The sequence below is a fragment of the Microcoleus sp. S13C4 genome, assembly GCF_036700865.1.
Lineage (GTDB): Bacteria > Cyanobacteriota > Cyanobacteriia > Cyanobacteriales > Microcoleaceae > Microcoleus.
Window position 1 is genome coordinate 12,816 of the sequence record NZ_JAUBPS010000020.1, and the last position, 21,815, is coordinate 34,630.

14 protein-coding genes are annotated in these 21,815 nt (G+C 46.8%); 7 read left to right on the forward strand and 7 right to left on the reverse strand.

Features of this window, described 5'->3' with window-relative positions:
* Positions 1–78 precede the first annotated feature (78 nt).
* The 4 genes from QT996_RS10995 to QT996_RS11010 all read right to left on the reverse strand — a co-directional run bounded on the left by QT996_RS10995 (position 79) and on the right by QT996_RS11010 (position 3,807).
* Positions 79–756, reverse strand: coding sequence for an N-acetylmannosamine-6-phosphate 2-epimerase (locus tag QT996_RS10995; RefSeq protein WP_333046534.1), 678 nt, complete (start codon positions 754–756; stop codon positions 79–81).
* 73 nt (positions 757–829) lie between these two features.
* Entirely contained in the window at positions 830–988 is a 159-nt protein-coding gene (locus QT996_RS11000) for a four helix bundle protein (RefSeq protein WP_333046535.1), read from the reverse strand.
* Positions 933–1,196: a four helix bundle protein gene (locus QT996_RS11005; protein WP_333046536.1), complete on the reverse strand. Its 264-nt coding sequence runs from the start codon at positions 1,194–1,196 to the stop codon at positions 933–935. The genes QT996_RS11000 and QT996_RS11005 overlap by 56 nt, the downstream gene beginning before the upstream one ends.
* A 64-nt stretch (positions 1,197–1,260) precedes the next feature.
* Positions 1,261–3,807 carry an ATP-binding protein gene (locus tag QT996_RS11010; protein ID WP_333046537.1) on the reverse strand — a complete coding sequence of 849 codons (2,547 nt, stop codon included), beginning with the start codon at positions 3,805–3,807 and terminating at the stop codon, positions 1,261–1,263.
* Positions 3,808–4,437: 630 nt separating this feature from the next.
* Here QT996_RS11010 and QT996_RS11015 point away from each other — a divergent pair.
* The 6 genes from QT996_RS11015 (at position 4,438) to QT996_RS11040 (ending at position 14,052) form a co-directional block, all read left to right on the forward strand.
* Positions 4,438–5,724, forward strand: coding sequence for a chemotaxis protein (locus QT996_RS11015; RefSeq protein ID WP_333046538.1), 1,287 nt, complete (start codon positions 4,438–4,440; stop codon positions 5,722–5,724).
* A gap of 203 nt (positions 5,725–5,927) precedes the next feature.
* A complete protein-coding gene (locus QT996_RS11020; RefSeq protein ID WP_333046539.1) occupies positions 5,928–7,850 on the forward strand; it encodes a response regulator in 1,923 nt (640 codons plus the stop codon).
* A 262-nt stretch (positions 7,851–8,112) separates the two neighbouring features.
* A complete protein-coding gene (locus tag QT996_RS11025) occupies positions 8,113–11,583 on the forward strand; it encodes a PAS domain S-box protein (protein WP_333046541.1) in 3,471 nt (1,156 codons plus the stop codon).
* Between the two features lie 283 nt (positions 11,584–11,866).
* A complete protein-coding gene (locus QT996_RS11030; RefSeq protein ID WP_333046542.1) occupies positions 11,867–12,253 on the forward strand; it encodes a response regulator in 387 nt (128 codons plus the stop codon).
* 1,065 nt (positions 12,254–13,318) lie between these two features.
* Positions 13,319–13,627: a DUF1830 domain-containing protein gene (locus tag QT996_RS11035; protein ID WP_333046543.1), complete on the forward strand. Its 309-nt coding sequence runs from the start codon at positions 13,319–13,321 to the stop codon at positions 13,625–13,627.
* A gap of 74 nt (positions 13,628–13,701) precedes the next feature.
* The gene (locus QT996_RS11040) at positions 13,702–14,052 is read left to right on the forward strand and encodes a late competence development ComFB family protein (RefSeq protein ID WP_333046545.1); all 351 of its coding nucleotides are present in this window, start codon (positions 13,702–13,704) and stop codon (positions 14,050–14,052) included.
* An 82-nt stretch (positions 14,053–14,134) separates the two neighbouring features.
* Here the strand turns inward: QT996_RS11040 and QT996_RS11045 are convergent, their stop codons facing one another.
* Both QT996_RS11045 and QT996_RS11050 read right to left on the reverse strand, forming a co-directional pair.
* Positions 14,135–14,488 (reverse strand): DUF6464 family protein, encoded by a 354-nt coding sequence (locus tag QT996_RS11045; protein WP_333046547.1) that lies wholly within the window; start codon positions 14,486–14,488, stop codon positions 14,135–14,137.
* Between the two features lie 411 nt (positions 14,489–14,899).
* The gene (locus tag QT996_RS11050; RefSeq protein WP_333046548.1) at positions 14,900–15,631 is read right to left on the reverse strand and encodes a sucrose-phosphate phosphatase; all 732 of its coding nucleotides are present in this window, start codon (positions 15,629–15,631) and stop codon (positions 14,900–14,902) included.
* 171 nt (positions 15,632–15,802) lie between these two features.
* Between QT996_RS11050 and QT996_RS11055 the strand changes: the two genes are divergently transcribed.
* Positions 15,803–17,944 (forward strand): iron uptake porin, encoded by a 2,142-nt coding sequence (locus tag QT996_RS11055; RefSeq protein ID WP_333046549.1) that lies wholly within the window; start codon positions 15,803–15,805, stop codon positions 17,942–17,944.
* 266 nt (positions 17,945–18,210) lie between these two features.
* Here QT996_RS11055 and QT996_RS11060 read toward each other — a convergent pair whose 3' ends face one another.
* Entirely contained in the window at positions 18,211–21,555 is a 3,345-nt protein-coding gene (locus tag QT996_RS11060) for a PAS domain S-box protein (protein ID WP_333046551.1), read from the reverse strand.
* Positions 21,556–21,815 lie beyond the last annotated feature (260 nt).

The window sequence follows — 21,815 nt, forward strand, 5'->3', positions numbered from 1 at the left end:
AAACAATCCGTTGCCGAACTTCCTTCTATCCGTTACATCCGTTACATCCGTTAAACAATCCGTTGCCGAACTTCCTTATTACTTCCCCATCAGGGACTTATAGGCTGTCACCTTAAGATCAATCCCAGTAATATCTGTCCCGACAACAACAGCCGCTGCTCCTAAATCCAACGCTTTTTTAGCCATTTCCGGCCCCGATATCCCGCCTTCGCAGATAACAGGAACCTTAAGCTTTTCTACCATTTCCGCAAGCAAATCAAATCCCGGTGGCGATAAGTTTTCCGTCTGGGCAGTATAGCCAAAAAGAGTTGTTGCTACAGTATCTGCACCAGCTTCGCTTGCCGCGATCGCAGCTTCTATCGTATCTACATCCGCCATCACTAATTTGCCCAATTCGCTGTGAATTTGCGCGATTAATGTCTTTAAGTCTTCGCCGCCAGCAGGACGGCTTCTCAGAGTAGCATCAACGGCGATAATATCGGCTCCAGAAGCGGCGATCGCCCGCGCGTCTTCAAACCGAGGAGTAATGTAAATCTCGCATCCCGGCAATTGCTGCTTCCAAATCCCAATTATGGGAGCGGATATCTGTTTTCGCACCGCTGCAATGTGAGCCGGAGTGTCAATCCGCACGCCCGATGCACCTCGATTGATGGCGGTTCGAGCCATTGCTGCAATTACGATCGGATCGTGTAGCGGCGAATCAGCAGGTGCTTGACAAGAAACAATTAATCCTGTAGGAATTTGACAATTAATCATGGCGAATTGGGGATGGGGAATTGGGCATCGGGCATCGGGCAGGAGGCATCGGGCATCGGGCTTTTTTTGTAATTTATTCCCTGTGTCCTATTGAACTCAAATAAGCGTTAAGTTTTGGTAGTAGTTTATCGATAATTGGTTTAAATTTGCTTACTTCTTCGCTGGTGATAAGTTGTCTAGCATAGGCTAATCTTAACCAGTTTACTGTTTCGTACAAAGAGCCTAAGCGCAATTTTTACAAAACGCCTATTATCTTGGTCATTATAACGACCTCTTCCTTCAGCAATATTAGCACAGACACTATCAGCAGACCGAACTATCTGTTTGCCCATAGTATCTTTTGTGAAGTAATCCCATTTTTTAACAATCTCCCAAATCTGATTCGCCAAACTTCCCGCCAACTTATAAACCTCTAATTCCTCAAAATCAGGTCTTCCCATAATTACCTCAAAAACTCAATTATATTAAATGCCCCATGCCCCATCCCCAATGCCCCATCCCCAATTACCCATTACCAATCCCGGCCATTAAAGAAATAATTTTGTCAAGCAATTGTTCAGGGTCAATTGGTTTAACCAAACAATCGTTAGCTCCAGCCGTCACTGAAGATATCTCATCTGCGGGAATCTCTTTAGCGCTTAAAGCCAGAATTTTGATATTTTCAGTAGCGGGCTTTTGGCGCAGTTGGTGAATTATTTCACAGCCATTCATACCGGGTAAACGCATATCAACAATCACAGCAGTCGGCTGCAAAAGTTCAATTTGTTCGACCGCAGCCGAACCTTCAATCATCCACACTACTTGCAGTCCTGCTGCTGTCAGGATATCGCAAATCAGCATGGCAATTTCTTCATCTTCTTCGATGAGGACGAGGCTGCCCCGCGAGGAAGAATGCAGCGGTAGAGATGAATTCGATTTTTCATAGGTGAATTTTGTGGACTCATCTTTGCTTTGAGTTTGGATGGGTATAAAAACGGTAAAAGTAGAGCCGACATCAACTGTTGAGTTGACTTCGATCGCGCCGCCGTGAAGCTCTACTAACTGTTTAGTTAAAGCCAATCCCAGACCGGTGCCACCGTATTCGCGGCGGTAGGGGGAATCCAACTGCTGGAATTTTTGAAACAAAAGCGATCGCTGATCTTCGGGAATTCCAATGCCAGTATCTTTGATTTGAAAAACAGCGGTGCTGCCAGCAGGTGCAATACCGGGATGTCGTACTTCCGGCCTTCGATTTTTATCTTCTGTCACCCAAACTCGCAGGATTACTCGCCCGCCTTCGGGAGTAAATTTAATCGCATTTCCTAAAAGATTGAAGAGAATTTGTCTCAAGCGGCGCGGGTCAGCGATGAAGCGATCGCACTCTTGTTTTATCCGCTGCTCTTGCACCAAATCCACGCCTTTAACCGCCGCTTTTTCTTTGAGGGCGTGCAGGCTCTGAGAAGCTAATTTGGAAAGTGAAAATTCACTAACTTTTAATACTGCTTTGCCCGCTTCTACTTGCGATAAATCTAAAATATCGTTAATTAATTCTAATAAGTGGTCGCCGCTGTCTCGGATAGTTTGCAGGTACTGCCGTTGCTTTTGCACTGGCACTTCTTTACTGCCAACTTTGCCGTAAGACCACCGCAGCAGCGTGTCAGAAATGCCGATGACGCAGGTGAGAGGAGTCCGCAATTCGTGGCTCATAGCTGCCAAAAATTCGCTCTTGGCGAGGCTGGCAGACTGGGCGGCGACCAGTGCATCGCGCAGTTCTCGCGTGCGCTCTATTACGCGCTGTTCTGAGGTGCGCTTTTCCTGCTGGACTTGTGCATAAAGTTCGGCTTGGTAAATGGCGATCGCCAAATGTTCTGCTATGTGCCGCAAAAATGTTTTTTTGCTTTCTTCCCAATGCCGAACAGTACACTGATGGGCAATTAGGAGCCCCCACAACTCGTCTTGAACTACGATCGGCACTAGCAACTTCGCCCGCACCTTCGCCCGCCGCATTAACTCTAAAAAACACGGCTGCGAAGAGTAAGTTGTTTCCACATCCGCCACGCACAAAGCCAAACCTTTGCGATATTTCTCTCTGTCAATTATTCCATTGGTAAAACACTGCGCGCCTTCACTAAAATTCAGTACAGACGAGATAGTATCGTTAGCTAAAGCTTCGTAGGTGACACGACCTAAATACAAGTAAGACCCGGAATTTTTGGGGATTTCGCCAGACCCAGAAACCGGCGCAAATATTTCTTTAGCTAACTCACGATTGTGCGGCGCTGGCACTTTTTCAAATTGATAAATTAACAGGCGATCGACCTCCAAAAACTCTCGCACTCGCTCGACTGCTTTTGACAAAATTACAGGCAATTCCAAACTCTGGCGGATTTGAGTTGTCACCTGATTCAAAAGTCGCTCTTGTTCAAGCTGCTGCTGCAAAGCATCTTCTACTGGCTGACAAAATGAAATGCAGGGACTAGCAATTTGTAATTGATTGACGGCTTCGGCAATCTGGCTCTGTAGCAGTTCTGGATCTATAACTTTGGGCGCTGATTTTCCCTCTATTTCTGTTTGGCTGTGTAGGGGCCGAGGATTATTTGGGCTGGCATTGGCAGCCAGAATATCCAGCAAATTTAGGGTAAATTCGCTTTGAATAACGGCTGAGTTGGGCTGTATATTTTTAATTCCTTGTTTGAGGGCGCGAATGTCAATTTGCCACGAGGGTGCGGGGGTTATTTCTGCGAGTTTGTCTGCGAGGGGAGACAGGAAATTGGCGATCGCTCCGGGATCGAAAGTCAACTGCACATTCAATTGCGAATGGAGATTTTTTTCGCTGTGCTTGTGTCCGTTTGTTGCGAACTCATCTAATAGATTGCCGCGCAGCAGCGCGCTAAAATGCTCTGATATCACTGCTGCAAACCTTTCCGACGAATTTTCCAGATTTTGAGAATCCGCGTAAGCATCGTCGCTCAGCCAAATCGCCCCGGGGTGTTCAGCCATTTGCTGTAACAACTGGTAAGCAGCCTCAAAGGTTGCTAGTGGCAAAGTCCGATTTAAGGTTTTTGATTTCAATCTAGATATTTTCCCGGTTGTTTTAAAGAACAAAATATGAGTGTCCCTGTTGTGAGGACGGAACCTGAGGCACAGCAGGCGCGGCCGATCCAACAAACTTGAGATGACAGTAGTCAGAAAGTAGGTAATAGAAGGCCCCGGAGCCAGAGAGCTAATTTCTCCCGATAGTTGTCATGTTTCTTCTGGGCGAGTGACCCGCGCTCCAGCGCTTTACGAGCGCGAAAGCGGTAGGAGGAAACGGCCGGAAGGGATACGGCTATATAATCGATCGCTTCTGGTTGTGTTTGTGAACCGGGTTGTTGATGGAAACTAAGGAATTCCACTCCCATTGCTGGGGTGAAGTTAGCACGCGCCTTTATTTTCTGAGCTGATTCGCCTAATGGCACGTCTTTAACCCAAATAAAAATGTTTAACCCTTAACGACACAACAGGGGACTAGCTACGTATCCGCTTGGTGTCATTACTCAAAAAACCAGACATCAAAGGTCTCAGGCTGGTCAACGGAAAATGAAGTTTTAGGCCCGAAGCCCAGTCACTTCCGTGCTGGCTCGTTGACTACTTTCAACAATCTTATTCCAGTATAATATTAATATATAATTTGTTAACTTGTACTTAACACTATCCGGGTAAATGAGCAATCCAACTCAACTCACCCCCGATTTCAGGATCGGACATCTGCCGTGTCACGACTTCCAAGTGAGCGCTGCAACTCCAGGACAGGTAGTGGCTGAAAGATTTGAGCAAGAACCAGACCTGCCGGGAGTCATTATTACTCATGAATCACAGGTATTGGGCATGATTTCTCGCGTCAAATTTCGAGAGCAAATGAGTTTTCCCGATCGCGTAGAACTTTACGGGTCACACCCGATTCGAGCCTTGTTAGATTTTATTAGAATTCCGCCTTTGCTGCTTTCGGAAAACTGGAAAGTTGATGATGCCGTCCAAGCGTCCTTCAACAGGCACAAAGACTTGATTTATGAACCGATTATTGTGGTAATGGAAGACCAGAGTCACCGCCTTTTGGACGTTCATACTCTGGTGATTGCACAGTCAAAATTGTTAGCGCAAGCTAACAAAGTTATTCAAAAATACCGAGTAGAAAGACACAAGTATTTGGCGTTATTTCAACAAGAACAGGCTAAGTTTAATCAATGTAATGAGCTTTTAAAAATCCACCAACGTCAAGCAGAGAAGTCGCATACCAATCCCAGCTCCCAGCAATTGGCACTGGTCAAACAAGCTGAAGAAATTGCTCAAATGAATCAGCGATTTGTGAGGATTGCGAAACTGATTTCTTCGGAAGGTCGCCAAGCATTTCAAGCTACTTTTCAAGGTGCTAATTCTATTTGCAACAATACAGATAAAATTTTGGGAGTGGGCAAAGCAATAGCTAATGATTTAGAAACGGTTAACCGCACTTCCCGAACCATCCGGGAGGCGATCGAACAAGTCAGGCATTTAGCAGTACAGGTGGCTGTAGTTACCAATCAAATGGGAAGTCAGCCCAGCGGTCTGAGCAAAGTGAGTCTAGAAATTGGCAGACTGGCAAGTAAAACGTTTGAATTGGGGACTCAAATGGAGCAAATTGCCAGTCGGTTTAAACTTCGAGTTCACGAACTCACGGAGGCAGCAAGAGCGGGTGCTAATGTGGCTAAATCCGTGACTATCAAGATCGATCGCGCAGAAATGGCCCTGTTAGAGTTGGAAGAATTAATAGCGGAAAAAAAATTCAATTCCTTGACCGCTATCCAAGAACCTTTGGGAGTCATAAAAAGTGTTACCGCTGATTCTTTAGTTCAAGAACTAGAACACGCCGAAGTCGCGGTTTCCGAGTTGGAAAACTTAGTTAAACATCAAGATTCGTCGCAATATCTGATTCAAAAGATTCAGCAGGCGCTGAAGTCCAAAAAGCCCTAAAGTCCCAGCGCGAATCTAATGAAATATTACGAGAGGAAAACAAATAAAATCACCATAATAATTGACCCTTATACTATTTCAAGAATAATATTTGTTATAATGAAGGTGGGTAATTCTTAAATTCAGTTGTAAAAAGGATATTTAATTAGCCCCAAAAACCGAGAATAAAGTTCCAAGAAGAGTTGGAAGGACAGGTGACGTTTATGAAAATCCTGCTGGTAGAAGATGACACAGTTACAGTCAGTTTGCTGACTCAAGCGCTGGAGTCTCACAATTACAATGTGAATGCGGCAGCAGACGGTGAAACAGCGTTGCATTTGGTGCAGGCATACGATTACGACCTGATTGTTTTGGATGTGCTGATTCCTAAACTCGACGGCATTAGTTTGTGTCGGAAATTGCGATCGTCCGGCTGCCAAATGCCGATTTTACTGCTGACAGCGCTAGATAGCAGCAACGATCGAGTCCAAGGTTTAGAAGCGGGTGCAGACGATTATGTGGTCAAACCCTTTAATCTCGAAGAATTAATCGCTCGAATTCGAGCTTTGCTGCGCCGGGGCAAGGCAACTTTGTCGAGTAAAAATTTGACCTGGGAAAAACTGCAAGTCAACCCCGACACTACCGAAGTAGCTTATGCTGAAAAAGTGCTGCACTTGACTCCCAAAGAGTACAATTTGCTAGAACTTTTCCTGAGAAATCCCCGGCGTATTTTCAGTCGCAGTGCCATCCTCGATCGCATTTGGTCGGCCGGCGAATTTCCTCAGGAAGAAGCCGTTACCGCTCACATCAAGGGGCTGCGGCAGAAGCTGAAAGCAGCCGGGATGATTGTAGATTTAGTGGAAACCGTGTACGGATTGGGCTATCGGCTCAAAAGCCGGCCGGAGGATATGGAGAACCCAAAAATTGCGGGAGAAACGGCAGAAACTGCTAAAAGTCCAGAGACTTTATCTGCTGAATCCAGCGGGTCGAGCCAGGAATTAAACAATGACGACCGCCGCCTCAAAGTCCTGAATGTGGTTGCCCAAATGCGGGTAAATTTAAAAGCAAATTTTATAGAAAAGGTGGCGATCTTCGATCGCGCGATCGCTCAACTCAAAAACGGAAGCTTGGAGGACGAACTGCGCCAGGAAGCCCAAGCTCAGGCTCACAAATTAGTCGGTTCTTTGGGAACTTTAGGGCTGCCCAAAGGTTCAGAAGTGGCGCGCCAGATAGAACATTTGTTCAAGGCGGAAAACATCTTGAAACCGGGGACGGATCAGCAAATTGAGGGATTTCTGCATAAGCTCAAACAGATATTCGATCGCCCGTCGCCCGAACCAGAAGGCGATTTGGCTGCTCAGGTTTCCCCAAAGCGCCGAATGCTAATTGTTGATGATGATACTTTTGGCAGCGAGCAACTGAAAATAGCAGCATCCGGTTTTGGCTTCCAGGTAGAAGTCGCCAACTCTCCGCAAGCGGCAAGAAATGCGATTTCTCAACAGCCTCCCGACGCGATTTTGCTGGATTTGACATTTTCCAGATCTCAGGAAAACGGACTTGCTCTCCTAGCCGAACTCCGCAGTGAAAAACCCGAAATTCCGGTGATGGTTTTTAGCGGGCACAATCAATTGAGCGATCGAATAGAAGTTGCTCGTTTGGGAGCTTCCGGCTTTTTACACAAATCTATCCCCCCAGCAGATATACTCAAAGCAGTCGCCCAAGTCCTCGACCAGACTGGCCCTGCTGAAGCGAAAGTTATGGTGGTAGACGATGACGTGCATCTATTGGCTGCACTGAAAGTGATTCTACAGCCTTGGGGATTTCAAGTAACAACATTGGACGATCCTGAAAAGTTCTGGGAGGTACTCGAAACCACTTGTCCGGATTTGCTAATTTTAGATGTGGAGATGCCCGGTTACAGCGGTATCGAGCTGTGTTTGGCAGTGCGTAACGATTTGCGCTGGAGCAAGCTCCCCGTGCTATTTTTGACTGCTCATTCGGAGTCGGAAACAGTGCGCCAAATGTTTGTCGCAGGTGCTGACGACTACGTGAACAAGCCGATCGTGAAACCGGAATTAATTGCTCGCCTCCTCAATCGTTTGGAGCGGACTCAACTCAGAAACAGACTGGCTCAGGCACAGCGCTAATCCCATTTTAGATTTAAAGAATTAAAGAATTGAAAAAGTGGGAATGACTGATGAGATATGGGTTTCGATCACGTACCTACAGTTGTATTCTTTTTTTAAAATGGGATAACTAGGAGCCAATATGCAGTGCGTGTCCGAAACAAATCAGGAAGCCTTAGCCAAGACTTGGGATTGTTAGATTGTGTGATTCCGACGCGGTGCTATTGATTGATGCTTGGTCGCTGATCAAGAACACAGGCTAATTTAGAGAAGTATTAATCAGATGAAAGCAATGTTATTGCCCTCAGACACAGGCACTCTCAATAACAGCGACTGCGAACTAATTTACGCCCCGGGTTCGATTCAACCACACGGCATCCTTTTGGTGCTGGAATCTCCGGCGTTGAAAATTTTGCAAGTTAGCAACAATACTTTTGAGGCGATGGGCCTTTACCCCGAACAACTTTTGGATAAATGTTTAGAGGAATTTGTCGAGACTGACGAAATTGAGGCTATTGAAAAAGCTTTATTTGAAAACGACCACCAACGTAACAGTATCAGATTATCATTCACAAGTCAAGACCGCAAGTCTTTTTTTGAGGGGACGCTACATCAATCAAATTCAGCATTAATTGTTGAACTAGAGTCGGTTGTTTCCCCAAAAACGAGCGATTGTTTCAATTATTATAATTTAGTCCAAGAGCCGATCGACAAAATCCACAAAACACCAAACCTGCAAGTGCTGTGTCAGACAGCAGTTGCAGAAGTGCGGCGGATGATCGGTTTCGATCGGGCGATCGTCTATCAATTTGATGCCACCGGGGCGGGGGAAGTTATCGCCGAAGACAAAGTAGAAAGTTTGGCTCCTTTATTAGGGCTGCACTATCCAGCTACCGATATTCCCCCCCTGGCAAGAAATTTGTTTAACATGAATTTAATTCGGTTTATTCCCGATATTAACTGTCAGCCTGTCGAACTAATTCCTCACTGCAATCCGCTGACGGGTCGCCCCCTGGATATGGCCTATTCTTTGTTGAGAACAGTTTCGCCTTGCCACGTTCAATATCTCAAAAATATGAACGTTGCCGCTAGCATGACCCTGACATTAATCAAAGATAAAAAAGTCTGGGGATTGCTCGCCTGTCACCATCCAACACGAAAGTATGTAAACTACGAAACAAGATCTGCTTGCGAAATGTTAGCAAAGTTTGTGAATTTAGAACTTAGCTACAAACAAGATAGCGAAGACTGGGAATATGGAATTTATTTAAAAAAAAATTGCCATAAATTTATCACAGAAATCTCTCGAAAAAACTGCTTTGTAGAAGGTTTGCTTACATTGCCCGATGAATTGCTAGCCTTAGTGGGCGCTACGGGTGGAGTTGTGTGTGCCAATGAAAATTTAACAACCATCGGCAAAACCCCGGAATTGGGAGAAATAAAAAACTTAATTACTTGGATAAAAGGTCAAATAAATAATGATGTTTTTTATACAGATTCTCTCTCAAAACTGTATCCGCCATCCGAGAAGTTTCAAGAAGTTGCTAGCGGTTTGCTGGTGCTTGCCATGTCCGAGATGCAAAATTATTACATTTTGTGGTTCCGTCCCGAAGCAATTCAAACTGTCAACTGGGCCGGTCAACCAGACGGGCAAATTGAATTTAAACCGGATGGCACCCGACCGAGGTCTCCTCGCACTTCCTTTGATTTGTGGCAAGAAACTGTGAGGTTAAAATCTTTGCCTTGGCAGCAGTGCGAAATCGAAATAGCCCGAGAACTTCGAGTTGCTATTACTAGCTTGGAGTTGCGGAAAATTAATCAGCAGCTTAGCTTAGCTTTGTCGGCTACCAAAATCGGATTTTGGGACTGGGACTTGCAGAAAAATCGCATTGTTTGGTCGAGGGAACACGAAGAGTTGTTTGGGTTGGCCCCGGGAACTTTTGCGGGAACTTATCAAAGTTTTGCAGCTTGCATTCACCCAGAAGATTTAAAAAATACGGATAATACTATAAATCAGACCCTGGCCCAGCGAGCAGATTACTTTCTGGAATACCGCGTGGTTTGGCCCGACGGCAGCATTCACTGGATAGAGGGGAAAGGTAAGTTTTTTTACAACGAAGCAGGCGATGCAGTGCGGATGGTGGGGACAGTTACAGAAATTACCGATCGCAAAGCTATAGAATTACAGTTGCGCCTGTTGGAATCAGCAGTCACCACCACTGACGACGCCGTGTTAATTACCGAAGCTGAACCGATTGACGAACCGGGCCCGCGAATTCTTTATGTCAACCCAGCTTTCACGCGGATGACCGGCTATACGCTAGAAGAAGTTTTGGGTAAAACACCGCGCATCTTGCAAGGAGAAAAAACAGACCGCGCCAGTCTCGATCAAATTCGGACCGCTTTGGAAACCTGGCAACCGGTGCGGGTTGACTTGATCAATTACCGCAAAGACGGGACGGAATTTTGGGTAGAAATGAGTATTGTGCCCATAGCTGACAAAAATGGTGAGTTTACCCATTGGGTATCAGTGCAGCGCGATATTAGCGATCGCAAACTTGCTGAAGCCGCCCTCCAACAGCTCAACGAACGGTTAGAAATACGAGTTTTGCAGCGAACCAGAGAACTAGAAAACTCTCAAGCAGAACTCCGGGAAAGCGAAGCTTTATTTCGCTCTCTGAGCGAGAGTTCCCCCGTGGGTATTTTCAAAATCGATACTGAGGGGAAATGTACCTATACAAATCCTCGCTGTCAAGCAATTGGTGGCTTCACACCTGCCGCAGCTTTAGGAAACGGCTGGAGGCGGTTTGTTCACCGCGAAGACCTCAAACTAATTCTGTCTAAGTGGTCCCAATCGCAATCGCTAGATGGGGAATTTTCCTGCGAATTCCGCCACATCCAGCGAGACGGAACCATCCGCTTTTGTCGGCTTAAAACAGCTCCGATTTTTTCCGACAGATCTCAACTAATTGGTCACGTCGGCACAGTCACAGATATCACAGAAAGTCGGGCAATTGAAAAAATGAAAAATGAGTTTATTTCGATTGTCAGCCACGAACTGAGAACTCCCCTTGCCTCCATTCGTGGTTCTTTAGGTTTGCTGGCGGCTGGGGTACTCAAAAATAAACCGGAAACTGCCAAACAAATGTTAGAAATCGCCTCTAACGATACTGAACGGTTAGTGCGTTTGGTAAACGATATTCTCGACTTAGAACGGCTCGATTCGAGCCAAGTTATCCTCGTCAAGCAGTGGTGCGATGCCCAGGTTTTGATGCGGAAGTCTGCAGAAGCTGTACTTTCTTTTGCTGCTGAAAATAACATTGATTTGTCGATTTTGCCAGAAACAGCCCAAATTTGGGCTGACCCCGACAGAATCGTTCAACTGCTGGTAAATTTGTTGAGCAATGCGATTAAATTCTCCGCTCCAGGGAGTACAGTAACTGTCAGGGTTGAAGATTTGGGCGATTCCCTACGGGATAGCTACGCTTCACGGGTTTTATTTGAAGTCAAAGATCGAGGGCGGGGGATTCCTGCAGATAAACTAGAAACTATCTTTGGACGGTTTCAACAAGTCGATGCTTCTGACTCCCGCCAAAAAGGAGGTACGGGTTTGGGTTTGGCTATCTGTCGCAGCATCGTACAGCAGCACGGCGGCAGAATTTGGGCCGAAAGTGTTGTCTCAGAAGGCAGCAGTTTCTATTTCACAGTGCCTGCACCGTTGGAAGGCGAAGGGGGAAAAAGTTTGGAGTTTTGAGATTGCTTTGATAAAAGATCGCGACAGCTAACGTTCCTCGCAACGCACGCGGGGAGGATGAGTTTGGGAGGCTTATATGTCGATTTTTCTGTTTTTGGTTTAAGTCGGTGAGCGGCAAAATATAGCAACCGCGCTCGACGATTAGGATGTTCTTAAGTGCTGAAACTCTTAATTTTATTGCTTCTTCCTTCTGCTATATCTGTGAAGAAACCGGGTTGATGAGGCAGCGTGCGTAAGTCCTCTTTCGGTTGGCCATGATTAATTTAAAAGTTGAGTTTCAATTATGTCAGCAAAGCGCATTCTGGTAATCGATGATGAAAAAAACCTCTCCAGCGTGATTCAGGCTTGTCTGGAACATTTAGGCGGCTGGACTGTACTAAGCGCGCCCTCCGGCAGCCAAGGATTGCTTTTAGCTGAAACTCAACTCCCTGACGCTATTCTGCTAGATGTGATGATGCCCGATATGGACGGACTTACTCTGTTTGGTTTGCTGCAAAACAATGCGGCTACTCGCGGGATTCCGGTTATTTTCCTGACTGCTAAGGTGCAGGCACTGGATTTGAGCGAATTTGCTGATTTGGGGGTAGCGGGGGTGATTGCAAAGCCTTTCGATCCTTTGAGTTTGGCACAGCAAGTTGCGGAAATTCTGGGTTGGGAACCGTTGCTTTAAACTGGGGTAAAATGCGATCGCACATAGCATATCAAACTCGGCAGTTGAAACCCTTACTAGACAAACAAAGTTGGCCCCGCCCGACTGAAGAATCAAGGGGGCATTAAAGCCGGATGACGATCGAAAATTCGCTTTCTCGTTCCCTTGATTCTTGCAAAAATCACACAATTATGTTATTAAACGGGGTTTGTGTGTCCAGGAGAGTCCTAGTTTTTCCTGGTGTATTCAGAATTTCCTCATTTTTTTGATTTAGCTTTGAGATCGATCGGTGATTGGTTAATTTAAACTCTGATTCCCTAGAAGTTCCAGAGATGCTCTCAGGGAGTCGGGGTTTTTTGTTACCCGCAAAGCCTAAAGGCTAACACCGTATTTACAGGTAGAATAACTGCCCCAGAAGTTACGCACACTTGCCTCAAGAACGGTTTTTTTTAAGCCGGGATCACAGAGGCAGCGAAGTTTTTTGGTAAGAAACCCGGTTTCAGGCTGCTAATCCAAGAGTTACGGAGAGTTCCCTCAGAAACCGGGTTTTTTAACCTACCATCACAGATGCAGCCAATTTTTTTGGTAAAAAACCCGGTTGTTGCCTAAGTGTTGTAATCCCTGCTTCGGCAAAAGTATATTTATCAAAAAAAATTATGACCTTCATAATTTCCTCATATTTTTTAGATAATATTTAGTCCAAGCTCTTGAGTTGAAAGTCTATGCCATCTCAGCACCATTCCGCTGCCAAAGAATGAACCTGTTGTCAGGAGCTTTCGGGTCAGTGACGGTACTTTTGATTAACTGGTGCCACAGCACAACCAGCCTGCATAAGTCAGGGGTTAGGCAGTGCCTACCACAAAAACCGGGTTTTAACTGGGAAAAACGGGGTTGGCGCGCCAGTCCTCTAAGTGTTAGCCGGAGAACTCAATGGTAAAAAAATTAATAACTGAAGATGTGATGCGCGCTCTCGAATAACACCCCACAAATACGTCGGTCGTTTTGTCAAGAGCCAAACTCGCAATAGCCACTAACAGGCAAAGCAAAGTCTCAGTAAGTTTTTGAAAGAGTGTGGAGATTTTTCAAATGTCAGATCAGCTATCTTCTAAAGGTAACAACCAGATTCTGTGCTATTACGCAAATGTTACCAACCTAGTTCAGGTGGTTCGGATTGGGAACATTCCTAATTGGTACTTTGAAAGAGTGATGTTTCCGGGACAGCGACTGATGTTTGAAGCTGCTGCCGAAGCAGTCTTAGAAATTCACACGGGTGCGGTGGCAACTGCTATTTTATCTGACAAGATTCCCTGTTACGTGCTGCGGGTTATAGAAGAGGTAAGTTCCGAGATCGAACTTGTTATTCCCGAAGGACGATGTGCGGTATTAGCAGGCTAAGATTCAGCAGAAATCACACGAGAGCGAGAGCGGCAAAAAAAATAGTAGTTAACCAGTATTTTGGGACGGGAAAAATGCAGAAAAATCTTGTCAATATTACCTTGGCAGTAGTCACAGAGGAAGTAGAAATTATCTTGGAGTCTTATCCCACGCACCCCTACCAACAAGCTTTTTCGCCTTCTGGCTTGCGACAGGATTTAATTGCTTACGTGCTCACCCGAGTTCCTAATAGATATACTGCGATCGACTCCGGCGAGTCTGTGTCAAACCAAACAGTTCAGGTTCGCTGTTCTTCTGAGCAGTTGCTGCACATAGAAAATTTGATTCATACTGGCATTCGCGACGTGCTGCACAGCTATCAAAAGATAGATTATCGCCTTCCTGAAGAAGTTAAATTCGATTCCAGAGTTGCTAGTGGGTTTTGATAGTTTGTCGTAAATGAGGGAGACGCCGAGATTCTCGGCACTCTCGGTTGGGCGAGGTGGAATTGTCCACGGACTCGATGATTCAAGACTTTTGGTAATCGCCGCAGCCGTCGCACGGGCCATTAGGTTTGACAGCACAGCGCAGAATTTCCGATCGAGCATTAAAGCGACAGCTAGAATCTCCGATAACCCAGATGCCACTTACAAAAGTTCTTTCCGTCGGCGGTGTGGCCGACTGCACGTACAGGGCAATTTTTTGCAGTCGGTAGCGGCCGGATTGGAGTTGATAGCGGTGGTGGCGTTCCAAAACAGCATAGGTTTCTCCCTCTAAATCTAGATAGTTCCCCGGTTGTGGCGTCCAATCCAGCCGAATGCTACCTAAATATTGGCGGGGGTGAGAGAGAATCACCTCTACGGGTAAAGTATTTTGTTCCATGTGGCGGTGCGTTCGCGAACTGAACTAAAGGGGCAAATAGTTGCCTAAACCGACATTTTCTTCATCTAGGAAGATAACTTCTTCTAGAGAGAGTAATTTCGGTTGAAGCGCTAAACTTAACTATAGAACCTTTGGCGATCGGCGGATAGCCGACTAACCAACAGGGCTAGGAAATAAACTTCAACTCGCTTGAGGTAACTAAAGTTAAGTTCGATTAGCTTTGATAAAGCAGTACACGCTGATGGTTTCGCAACTCGCAGGTTCGCTCGATACGCGGTTGAGATTGCTGAACAGATTTTAACGGTTTGCAAGACTTGGGGTGCTTGGGGTGCGTTTGTACTGAGGACTTCAGTCGTCTGATTTGTAGGAGGACTTCACTGCTGACTACAAACCAAACCGGATTTTCGGCAATCAAAATTCCCAAAAATATGCCATTCCTTCCATGATTCCCCAAGCGCAAGCAGAACCTGCTAAATAATGATTTTCAGTGCCACATTCGCGATGCCATTCTAAGAGTTCTGACAGAGCATTAGCGACGATTACTCCCCGGACATCCTGTTCAAACATATTGATATCATTGCCAGAATCACCGCAAACTAATGTTGCCTCAGATGGAATTTGTAGGCGCTTTTGTAAATAAGTAAGGGCATTGCCTTTATTGCTAGTTTGCGGTAAAATATCTACATCGCGATTGCTGCTAAAAATGATTTGAGCTGGTAGTCGCGATTCAGTTAACTTTTGCTGCAAAGTCTGGAGAGTCGAACTATTTTCTGCTGCTGGTTCCAGACAATAACTGATTTTCCAAGGATTTTGTTCTTTTAGGGATTGGGGTTTAAGCTGGGAAAACTGCTGAGCTAAAGAGGCGATCGCCATTTTATCCCAGTCTTGAGAAAGATACTCCGCCCAATCTAAATCGAGGATTCCGTCTTGGTAAATTTCGCTGCCTACACCTGCGATCAAATAGTCGGGTGCTAGTAGTTGCTTTTGGGCAATTAATTCGCAAGTGGAAGCATAAGAACGCCCCGTAGCGTAAACCAAACAAATTTGCGATAGCTTTGATTGCAAGCGCTGGTTTAAAACTTGAGTTGCTTCGTCATCTCCGACTAGCGTGTTGTCTAAATCTGTAACTAATAAAAACTTCATTTTGGGAATTAGTCAGTAGTCAGTAGTCATCAGTGATTAGTGATTGGGAATCGCTTGCTTCCTAAAATAATTTTAAATATTTATAAGAATTTGTTAAACCAAACACATTTATAAGCAAGCTTATCGTTTAAGATTGCCCAAATTTAATTTTCAACAAGTGGTGTGAGTGGTATGGTGAATAATTCAACCTCCCTTAAAGCTTTTTGGCTGTCTTTCTTGATTTCTGGTGCCGCGGTGCCTTTGGGGTCGATCGCAGCAACAGCTCAAATTCAGGATACCTCAACTCCAGAAGTTGCGCTAGAAGCGAGTGCCGTCCCGGAGGCTAACCCAGACGCAGCGCTGGCAGCAGTTAAGATTGAGATACCGCAGTTAGCGGCAATCACAGCAGAGACTAAATCAACAGTCGATCGCGCTTTACCTGACACAGATGCAGCATGGGTGAATCATGCTTTAACTGACACAGATATAGCAACAGTCGATCGTGCTTTACCCGAAATAGATATAGCAACAGTCGATCGCCCTTTACCCAAAAAAGATAAAGCAACACAGGATCTCGCAACAACAGCCCCAGAAATAACGGGGGCAATTCGCGAATTGCCCCCCCAGGAGTTAGAAATTGCAAACTCTCCTCAGTCTCAAAACGTTGCTGAAGCCAGCAAAGTTGCCGAGATCTACAGCGAGACTGGCACCGCTGATGACCTCAGCATACAAGAAGACGCGGCACAAGTCACCTCTGTGTCCCAACTCTCCGACGTGCGGCCGACAGATTGGGCTTTTCAAGCCTTGCAATCCCTAGTAGAAAGATACGGCTGCATTGCGGGATATCCAGACGGCACATTTCGAGGCAATCGGGCAATGACTCGCTACGAATTCGCCGCCGGATTAAACGCTTGCTTAGACCAAATTACCAAACAACTTGGCGGTGCTACTGGTAATTTAGTCCAGCGAGAAGATTTACTTGCTTTGCAAAGATTGCAAGAAGAATTTGCAGCAGAATTAGCTACTTTGCGCGGTCGAGTAGATGCTTTAGAAGCCCGCACTGCCGAATTGGAAGCCAACCAATTTTCAACTACCACTAAACTAAACGGATTTGCTTGGTTTAACCTGACTGGAGCTTTTGCGGGCGATCGAGTCCGAGTGGAAGCAATAAATGGAAATGCTGCTCCGCTCGATCGAGTAGCCGGACGCGATCCTGTCACCAACAGACCAATTGTGCAGAGAGTGGACGACCCAGAAATCACTTTCAGCCAGTTAGTTTGGTTGACCCTCACTACTTCTTTTACAGGGAAAGACGAATTGATTACCCAGCTAGCTGTAGGTAACGGCAATTCCCCAGCCAATCAGTATACTTCAACTGGTCTGTTCAATACATTCGGCACTCCTTTTCTCGATCAAACTGCGGGAGGAAATCCCAATGAAGTTATCCTGCGGGAACTTTCCTATCGGTTCCCACTTACCAACAGCTTGCAAGTAGTAGTCGGGCCGCGGATTAATTTTTACCGCTACTTTGACAACAATAGGTTTAACTTTTTCGTAGAGGGTGCGAGCAGCTTTAATTCTAACAACAGCCCTCTATTAAGCGCTACCAGACGCGGTGCCGGTGCTTTGGTTTTGTGGGATATCGGCCGCGCATTGAAACTGCGTTTTGGCTATTTGGGCGAGAGTACGGAATTTTTGCCCACTTCCGTGTTTAATTCCGCTTCCAATCCCTCTCAAGGCTTGTTTGGTGGGACAAATACGACTACGGCAGAATTAACATTCAGTCCGACGGAACGGGCTAATTTGCGATTTCTGTACAGCCGTTCCAACATCCAGCAAATCGGTGGCTTAATTGGATCTCCTAACAGCAAGCCGTTAAACGGTGTGGCAGATGACGGTTTCGGCGGCCGCCTCGGGAATGCGACTGCGAATACTTATAGTTTCAATTTCGATTGGTTAGTCACTCGCGGTTTTGGTCTTTTCGGCCGTTACGGCTACGCCGAAACCAATATATTTCCCAAAACTAACCGACCCGACGGCACGATCAAAAATCAATCTTATCAGTTAGGACTTGCATTTCCCGATTTATTCAAAGAAGGAGCTTTGCTTACGGTGTCATATTTAGTACCTTTTGACTTTACTGGCGGTCGGAGGTTTCTGGTTTCTGGCGGAGGGAATGGTGGCACGCAGTACGAAATTGAGGCAACTTATTATTTGCCCCTCACCGACTATATTTCGATCGTGCCGGCATTTTATGCGATCAGCAATGCCAATAATTTCGATAACAACCCGACAATTTTTGTGGGCAATTTGCGGACGCAGTTTAGTTTTTAATTCCACGCATGGGAACCCAGAAACCGGGTTTTTTGACGAAAATACTGCGTTCTAGCCCCCACCCAAGGTAAAAAACCCGGTTTCTAAGTATAGGCGGGGCCGGTTTATATAATTTGTCGATAATTGTCAAAAATATAGGCGAACCCGACCCTACACAATTTAACATCATACAAGTCCGAATCAAACGGACATGACATGAATTGACACAGACTCGATAATTAATGCGTGTCTTCATGTTCATCCGTGTAGTGCCTTCCTGATTCCTTCTACTTAATTGGAATTTCGATGATAAATTCAGTGCCTTTACCGGGTTCTGAGAGGCACTGCAATTTGCCGTTGTGTTTTTCAACGACAATTTGGTGCGAAATTGATAAACCCAAACCTGTGCCTTTACCTACGGGTTTTGTGGTAAAAAACGGGTCAAACAAACGCACAATCTGATCTTCGGGAATGCCCAGACCGTTGTCTTTGATCCGAATTAAAATGCTCTTGTCATCAATGGTTTCAGTTTTAATTGTAATAGTAAGACAGATAGAATTTGCGGTATCTTTTGCTTGGCTGCTGCTTTCTTCTAAGGCGTCGATAGCATTTGCCAATACATTCATAAATACTTGATTTAACTGTCCGGGATGACAGTTGATTTGGGGCAATTCTCCGTATTCTTTAATCACTTTAATGCCCTGCCAGTTTGCCTTGGCTTTCAGTCGGCTGTTCAACATTAACAAGGTACTTTCTAAACCTTCGTGAATGTCGGCAGTTTTGATTTTCGCTTCGTCCGCCCGCGAGAAATTACGCAGAGTTTGAATAATTTCTACAATGCGTTCGCATCCTGTCTGCATCGAATTAAGCAATTTGGGCAGGTCTTCTGCTAGAAATTCTAAGTCTATATCCTCGGCTTGTTGCTGAATTTTGGCTGGGGGATTTGGATACTCTTCTCGATACACCTGCACGATTTCTAACAAGTCGAGAACGTCGCCTCGGACGTGGCAGAGGTTGCCGGCGACAAAGCCAACTGGGTTGTTTATTTCGTGGGCAATTCCTGCTAGCACCTGTCCGAGGGAAGACATTTTTTCGGTTTGTACTAACTGCATTTGAGTTTGCTGCAATTCGTGCAAAGCTGTTTGCAGTTCTTCGGATTTTTGCCGATCGCGATCGGCAGCGGCGGCCCGTTCTTCCTCAACTCCGATCGCCCCGGCAATAATTCCGATCAGCTTGCAGTCGGCTTCTGTGGGCGCGATCGACTCAGTGTAGACAACGCACAGCGCACCCACGTAATTGTCGCCCAGCCGCACTGCTTGTCCCAGATAGCTTTGCAGTTTGTAGCGGATGACAGCGGGATCGGTTTGGCCGTAGATCGTGTTCTGCAAGTCAGGAATGGCTACAGCCCGATCGCTTCCTTTGCTGCATACGTCGGTGCAGATGTGGCCCTCGGCGCGATCGACCAGCGGGTAGTCCGGCGGCGCTTGCCAAGTTGCGATCGCGCGCAGCAGACCGTCACCGACATGGCTGTAGATGGCGCAGCTTCCGCCCAAAAGCTCGCCGGCTAAGGATGTCAGGCGCTGGATGTTGTCAGCGGCGTCGGTGGTGAATCCCAAAAAGCACTCGTTGATTTTGCTGAGGCGGTACTCTGCTTGCCTGCGCGCCGTCATGTCGCGGGAGTTGATCACAATTCCCCTCACAGTGGGGTCTGCTAGCAAGTTAATGCCCACGCCTTCGAGAAAACACCAAGAACCGTCAGCGCGCCGGAAGCGACCTTCTACGGCGATGGGATCGCCTGGATTTGCGATCATTTTTTCGCTGTCGGACATCAGGGAGGGAAGGTCGTCAGGGTGGATGAAATCGACGGCAATTTGACGGGCGAGTTCCTCTGGTTCGTAGCCCAACACTTTTTCTACAGAAGGGCTTTCGTAAACAATGCGACCGCTTTTGTCGAGAATAGTAATGATGTCGGAACTGTTGAGAATCAGCGATCGCCACTTAGCCTCATTTTGCAACAAAGCTGACTCAGCTTGTTTGCGATCGGTAATATCTTCTACCATTTGCAAAATAAACTGTGGCGTTCCCTGACTGCTATCGATGACAGAGGCGCTGAGGCGTCCCCACCTGATGCTGCCGTCTGGGCGGAGGTAGCGCTTCTCGATTTGGTAAGCTTCGCGCGAACCCGCGGCCAACTGTCGGTGCAACTCCCGCGAAACTGGCGCGTCTTCCGGGTGCGCGCAGTCGTCGAGTCCCATACCCCGCAGTTGAGCTTCCGAGATCCCCAGCATAGCTTGAAATGCCGGATTAGTGGCGATCGCAACACCTTCGAGGGTAGCGACTACCATGCCGATCGCAGCGCGTTCAAAAATTGCCCGAAACCGCTGTTCGCTGTCTCGCAAAGCTGCATCCGCTGCCACTTCCTGGGTGATGTCCCGCCCCGCCACTGCCAAACCTTTGCGCGAACCGTCGGGGTTGAACAGTGGCACTTTCCGCACTTCAAACAAATTGCTGCCGCCTGTGGGCAAGGAGACAATTTGGCGGCTGGAGGTAAGAGTGCCTGCTTCCCAGGTGGTTTCGTCGGTTTCCTGCCAAGTTAGGAGGATTTCTCTGACTCTCCCAGTGGCGACGGCAGCGAGTTCGGCAGTCGTTTTGCCCTGGTAGTCTGCGGTTTCCCAGCCCAAAAGTTGCAGGGCGCAGTCGTTGGCAATCAGCCAGCGCCCCTCGCTGTCTGTGAGGTTGATCGCGTCGGGCACGGCGTCGATCGCGGTTTTCAGCCAGTATTCTTGATTTCGCAGGGCTGCTTCGGCTTGTTTGCGGGCGGCGATTTCGGCGACGGTTCCTTCGTAGTAAAGGAGTTCGCCGCCTTCGTCGCGGACTTCGCGCACGTTTTCCGAGATCCAGGTAGTGCTGCCGTCTTTGCGGCGGACGCAGGACTCAAACTCTTTCAGGGAGCCATTTTTGCTGATTTCTGCAATGAAGGAAGCGCGGCGGGTGCGATCGGCGTAAAGGTTTTTTGCCGAACATTTTGCAATCAGTTCTGACGGGGAATCGTAGCCGTACATTCGGGCGAGTGCCGGGTTGGCGCTGAGGTAGCGCCCGTCTGGGGTGGTTTGAAATATGCCTTCGGTGGCGTTTTCAAAGATGCTGCGGTATTTTGCCTCGGTTTGTTTGAGGGCTTCTTCTGCTTGTTTGCGATCGCTGATATCCGATTGGACGCCGATGAAGTGGGTGACGAGCCCGCTGCTGTCGCGCACGGGCGAGATGGTGAGTTCGTTCCAGAATGGGGTGCCGTCTTTGCGGTAGTTTTTCAGAACTACTTTGCAGTCGTGTTGTTCTTTCAGCGCTACGCGGATTTGATCGACGGCAGCGCGATCGGTATCCGGGCCTTGCAGGAAGCGGCAGTTCTTCCCAATTATTTCGCTGCGATCGTAGCCTGTAATCTTCTCGAAAGCCGGGTTGCAGTAGACTATTGGCTTGTCCGGCCGGGTAGCGTCCGCGATCGCGATGCCGTTGCTGGTAGCTGCCAGGGCGCGATCGTACAGTCGAAATACTTCTTCTATTAAATTCGGTGCATTGCCGCCAGTGCGAGTCGGCGATAGCGTTTCAGAAGGAATGCTTATATCGATCTGCATGAGTTTCTATATATTGAGTTTATTGTCGATCCCGACTGACAGCACACCCTAATGTTTAACAGAATTGCCTGTTTAGCGAAGGCAGAAGTTAGAAGGTTATTATGCAAAATTTGAGCGATAAATTATACCTACAAAAAATCTGGCATCCATCTTTTTTTGCTTCTGCCTTCTACCTTCATAGGAATCCTACTTGTTAATTTATAATAGCTGTTCCGGCGATCACTCTATCTCTGGTATGGTTTACTTGGCAGAGTTTGGGC

What these genes read in the sequence shown, in the direction of transcription:
- QT996_RS10995 (WP_333046534.1), bottom strand. Translation starts at nt 756, where the DNA reads ATGATTAATTGTCAAATTCCTACAGGATTAATTGTTTCTTGTCAAGCA.
- QT996_RS11005 (WP_333046536.1), bottom strand. Translation starts at nt 1,196, where the DNA reads ATGGGAAGACCTGATTTTGAGGAATTAGAGGTTTATAAGTTGGCGGGA.
- QT996_RS11015 (WP_333046538.1), top strand. Translation starts at nt 4,438, where the DNA reads ATGAGCAATCCAACTCAACTCACCCCCGATTTCAGGATCGGACATCTG.
- QT996_RS11020 (WP_333046539.1), top strand. Translation starts at nt 5,928, where the DNA reads ATGAAAATCCTGCTGGTAGAAGATGACACAGTTACAGTCAGTTTGCTG.
- QT996_RS11025 (WP_333046541.1), top strand. Translation starts at nt 8,113, where the DNA reads ATGAAAGCAATGTTATTGCCCTCAGACACAGGCACTCTCAATAACAGC.
- QT996_RS11030 (WP_333046542.1), top strand. Translation starts at nt 11,867, where the DNA reads ATGTCAGCAAAGCGCATTCTGGTAATCGATGATGAAAAAAACCTCTCC.
- QT996_RS11035 (WP_333046543.1), top strand. Translation starts at nt 13,319, where the DNA reads ATGTCAGATCAGCTATCTTCTAAAGGTAACAACCAGATTCTGTGCTAT.
- QT996_RS11040 (WP_333046545.1), top strand. Translation starts at nt 13,702, where the DNA reads ATGCAGAAAAATCTTGTCAATATTACCTTGGCAGTAGTCACAGAGGAA.
- QT996_RS11045 (WP_333046547.1), bottom strand. Translation starts at nt 14,488, where the DNA reads ATGGAACAAAATACTTTACCCGTAGAGGTGATTCTCTCTCACCCCCGC.
- QT996_RS11050 (WP_333046548.1), bottom strand. Translation starts at nt 15,631, where the DNA reads ATGAAGTTTTTATTAGTTACAGATTTAGACAACACGCTAGTCGGAGAT.
- QT996_RS11055 (WP_333046549.1), top strand. Translation starts at nt 15,803, where the DNA reads ATGGTGAATAATTCAACCTCCCTTAAAGCTTTTTGGCTGTCTTTCTTG.
- QT996_RS11060 (WP_333046551.1), bottom strand. Translation starts at nt 21,555, where the DNA reads ATGCAGATCGATATAAGCATTCCTTCTGAAACGCTATCGCCGACTCGC.